Here is a 4,350-nt window from a genome sequence, read left to right as displayed (position 1 = left end):
AATATTGAATTAGTACTGGCTGATAGTTTATATGGTGAAAGTAGCCAATTCATTAGAAAAATTGCTGAATATAACTTAGGTTATGTGGTGTCAATTAGAAGTAATCATGGAGTCTGGCTACCAGCAGGGCAAAGGGTTAGGGCAAATAAGTGGTGTAAATTTGAGAGAACATTTAGCAATCAAAAATCAGAGACAAGATATATTAGAGAAATAATTTATGGTAAAAAAAGGGCCATAACTTACTGGGAAATAACTACTGATCCAGAAACCATGCCGGAAAATTCTACCTCCTTCGTGATGACGAATCTGCAAGGTAATCTCAAGAAAATATTAGGTGACTTATATGGATTAAGAACCTGGGTAGAATATGGGTTTCGACAGTGTAAACAGGAACTAGGCTGGACAGATTACCGTTTTACTGATTTTCAACATATTGAGAGATGGTGGGAAATTATTTTTTGTGTTTACACGATGATTAGTTTAAATTCTTCAGTCTTATTAGGTTTAAATCAATCTTGTCAATTTGAGACTAAGACACAAGAAAATAATGATGTTGATTTTTCTAATCATCCACAATGGAACCATGAATATGGATGGAAGAATACTTTAAATAATCTACGTCTCATTATCCAACCACTTTTACTATTTTGGTTGATTTATCCTTGGTTAAGTATTTTCCCTAATTCACATTTATTATTGGGATTCAATCATTTAATTGCTGCAATGAATCAATTTAAACCCTCTTATGCTTATGGATGATTTAGCTCCTGAACTACTTGCTTATCTCGGAAAGTGACAGAAGAGGGATATAGCGGTTTTCACTTGGGTGAGAGACAATCAAATGTACTATACAGAGAAGAAAAGTAAAATTTGTTAGCAATGAAACCATACTCCATAGATTTGCGGCGGAAAATTACAGAAACCTATGAACAGGAATCTATATCTCAACGTAAGTTAGCAGAGCGGTTCCGAGTTGCTCCAAGTTTTATATATAAACTACTTAAACAATACACAGAGGAGGGGACGTTAGAACCCAAGAGTCATGGAGGTGGTCAAAGTCTGAAACTGAGTCCAGAAAACATAATAGCTCTGGGAGAACTAGTAGAACAGAAGAATGATGCCACCTTAGATGAGTTGAGAGAACAACTACACCTCAAAACTCAGGTTCGGGTGAGTAGCTCGACTATTAGTCGCGTATTGACTCGTTTGGGATTGACCCGCAAAAAAAAACGCTTCAGGCCAGTGAAAGAGAAACAGAGCGAGTTCAAAACTTGCGGAGAGAGTACCGACAAAAAATGACCCTGTTGCCTGTGGAAGATTTGGTCTTCGTCGATGAAGCAGGAGTGAACTTAGGAATGACTCGCCGATTTGGACGGGCGTTATCAGGACAAAGAGCTTATGGGACTCGTCCTCAACAACGAGGTCGAAACGTCAGTCTCATCGGTGCAATCGCATTACGGGGTGTCGTCGCAACTGTAGCTATTGTGGGGGCAACAGATGGGCTAACTTTTGAAGCATTTATTGCCCAGCGATTGGTACCCAATCTTTGGCCTGGAGCCTGTGTGGTCATGGACAATGCCTCTATTCATCAAGAAGCCGAGTTACGCCCTATTCTAGAACTTGCTGGAGCTACTCTACATTTTCTCTCTGCCTATTCCCCTGACTTTTCCCCTATAGAAAACTGTTGGTCGAAGCTCAAAGAGTTTATTCGCTCTCTTGCGCCTCGTACTTATCATGAATTAGCTCAAGCTATTGATATGGCTTTTCAAAAAGTCTCTCTGCAAGATATTCATAACTGGTTTACTCATTGTTGCTACTGTTTCACTGAATATTTAGAACCAGTCTAAAGTTTTCCAAGTAACTGTTAATTTCAGTACAAAACCTTTTAGTACATCAGTTCGTATCTTATTCAAATGCATACCGCTATATTGATTATCCTGCAAATACAGGTTAAGCCTGATGAATTCATTAATCTTTACGCTGTAAAATCAAATGATTATATTCAGTTAATCTTGCTTGCCAGTTAGGTTCAACTACAATTGTACTAATTTTTTCTACAACGATCGCAGGCCCATTAATACTATCTTCTGGTTGTAAATCTTCTCGCCGATAAACAGGCGTATCATGCCATCTGTCATCAGTAAACATCCTTACTATCTCAACGGCTTCGGGCGCTTCATCTATAGAACGTGTACGAGTAATTAAGGGTTCTTCGGGAGTTTCCATCTTCTGAATAACTTCCACGGAGGCGGATTCGACAATTAAAGTTTTCTCTAATTGGATAAAACCATAACGGGATTTATGTTCAACCTCAAATTCTTGTCGCATAAGTCCCACATCATCGGTAAAGTTAACGGTTAAAGTAGAGTTAGTCCCTTCATATTTCAAGTTGACTTTTTGGACTATTTCTGTTTGAGCATTAGCCTCATTGATTTCACTTCTAGCTTGAGTTTCTAAATATTCCATTAACTGGTGTAATTTAGGAATTAATGCTTGGGTTAAAGGCTGTTCTACTCCTCCTTCTCTAATGGCACGGACATCAGCTAATCCCATTCCATAAGCAGAGAGAACACCAGCATAAGGATGTAGAAATATCTTTTTCATTCCCAAGGTATCAGCAATTAAACAAGCAACTTGTCCGCCTGCGCCGCCAAAACAACAAAGCACATATTGGCTGACATCATAACCCCGTTGTAGACTGATTTTTTTAATTGCGTTTGCCATATTTTCTACTGCGATCGCAATAAATCCAGCCGCTACTTGTTCGGGAGTACAATGATTTAATGTAGCGGCTTGAATATCTTGGGCTAATTGGGTAAATTGCTGAATGACACTATCTTTATCTAAAGGTAAATTGCCATCAATCCCAAAAACCGAGGGAAAATATTGTGGGTGAATTTTACCTAACATCACATTGGCATCAGTAACCGTTAATGGGCCCCCGCGTCGGTAACAAGCAGGGCCAGGATTTGAACCAGCAGATTTAGGGCCAACACGATAACTAGAACCATCAAAAAAGAGAATTGAACCGCCTCCAGCCGCAATGGTATTAATTGCTAATACAGGAACTCGCATCCGCGCCCCAGCAATTTCTGAATCTAGCTGTCGTTCATACTCTCCTTTAAAGTGGGCGACATCTGTACTAGTCCCTCCCATATCAAAGGTAATAACTAACTCAAAACCTGCTCTTTTACTAGTTTGTACTGCACCGACAATACCTCCAGCCGGGCCACTCAAAATACTATCTTTGCCCTGAAATTGTTCGGCTGCGACTAAACCGCCGTCAGATTTCATAAACATTAATTTTACTCCAGGTAACTGACTCGCTACTTGGTTGACATAGCGACGTAGAATAGGAGTTAAATAAGCATCGACTACTGTTGTATCTCCTCGGCTGACTAATTTCATTAACGGACTAACTTGATGAGATACAGATATCTGCGTAAAGCCGATTTCTTCGGCTATTTTGGCTATTTGTTGTTCGTGTTTATGATAGCGATCGCTATGCATAAAAACAATAGAACAACTCCGAATTCCTGTGTCGTAAATTGTTTGTAAGTCATTTGTGACTTGTTGAATATTTATAGGTGTTAATTCATTTCCATGAGCATCATAACGTTCATCAATCTCAATTACCTGCTCATATAACATGGTTGGTAGAACGATATGACGAGCAAAGATGTTAGGACGGTTTTGGTAGCCAATTCGCAGCGCATCTTTAAACCCTTTGGTGATGGCAAGAACAACGCGATCGCCTTTCCTTTCTAACAGCGCATTTGTTGCTACTGTTGTCCCCATTTTTACAACTTCTATCGCTTCATTAGGAATGGGTTCGTTGCTAGAAATACCCATGATATCCCGAATTCCTTGGATAGCTGCATCTCGATATTGTTCGGGATTTTCTGAAAGCAGCTTGTAGACTATAATCCATTGCTGATTAGGCAGAGTCACAATTAAAAAACGTTCAGGATGTCTTGAGAGTCTGTCTATAATTGTTTGATTGCTAGTAACAGCAACAATATCTGTGAATGTACCACCGCGATCGGCAAAAACCTTCAACATTACTTTGTTTCCTGTATAATCATAAAAAATTACGATAAACTCCCTTTTTCTTGTGATTGGGATTTAAGGCTGGAAGTGGTTGACGTGCGTGTTCGCACCAGAGGGTGAGTTGAAATTTGGCACTAATCCATTTGGGGCGATCGAAAAATCCTGCTTCAATGGGCTTAAAGCTGAACAGGCGCGGGCCATCTTTCGCTTCATCGGTGAGCATCTGCATCAGTTCTGCAAACTGCTGATAAGCTAATCGGCATTTAAGCTGCATAATATAAATGCAGAGTCGGTTGAAAA

General features: G+C 39.7%; 5 protein-coding genes. 3 read left to right on the top strand and 2 right to left on the bottom strand.

Annotation, left to right across the window (positions count from 1 at the left end; all coding sequences use genetic code 11):
• From VB740_RS36010 to VB740_RS36000, 3 genes are all read left to right on the top strand, one after another.
• A partial coding sequence (locus tag VB740_RS36010) for a transposase (protein ID WP_323204588.1) occupies nucleotides 1-759 on the top strand: 759 nt, incomplete at its 5' end.
• Nucleotides 760-879: 120 nt separating this feature from the next.
• Nucleotides 880-1,299, top strand: coding sequence for a transposase (locus tag VB740_RS36005; RefSeq protein WP_323204587.1), 420 nt, complete (start codon nucleotides 880-882; stop codon nucleotides 1,297-1,299).
• Nucleotides 1,197-1,847 carry an IS630 family transposase gene (locus tag VB740_RS36000; RefSeq protein ID WP_323204589.1) on the top strand — a complete coding sequence of 217 codons (651 nt, stop codon included), beginning with the start codon at nucleotides 1,197-1,199 and terminating at the stop codon, nucleotides 1,845-1,847. Before VB740_RS36005 ends, VB740_RS36000 begins: the two co-directional genes overlap by 103 nt.
• A gap of 121 nt (nucleotides 1,848-1,968) precedes the next feature.
• Here VB740_RS36000 and VB740_RS35995 read toward each other — a convergent pair whose 3' ends face one another.
• The gene (locus VB740_RS35995; RefSeq protein WP_323204586.1) at nucleotides 1,969-4,062 is read right to left on the bottom strand and encodes a hydantoinase/oxoprolinase family protein; all 2,094 of its coding nucleotides are present in this window, start codon (nucleotides 4,060-4,062) and stop codon (nucleotides 1,969-1,971) included.
• Between the two features lie 19 nt (nucleotides 4,063-4,081).
• The coding region (locus VB740_RS35990; protein ID WP_323204585.1) for a hypothetical protein at nucleotides 4,082-4,350 on the bottom strand (269 nt) is incomplete at its 5' end.

This window comes from Nostoc sp. UHCC 0251 (genome assembly GCF_034932245.1).
Classification (GTDB): domain Bacteria; phylum Cyanobacteriota; class Cyanobacteriia; order Cyanobacteriales; family Nostocaceae; genus Nostoc.
Note: the sequence above shows the minus strand (reverse complement) of the source record. Positions and strands in the feature narration are given on the sequence as shown.

Bases quoted from the DNA above. Each gene is read 5' to 3' on its own strand.
- VB740_RS36005 (WP_323204587.1), top strand. From the start codon at position 880: ATGAAACCATACTCCATAGATTTGCGGCGGAAAATTACAGAAACCTAT.
- VB740_RS35995 (WP_323204586.1), bottom strand. From the start codon at position 4,062: ATGTTGAAGGTTTTTGCCGATCGCGGTGGTACATTCACAGATATTGTT.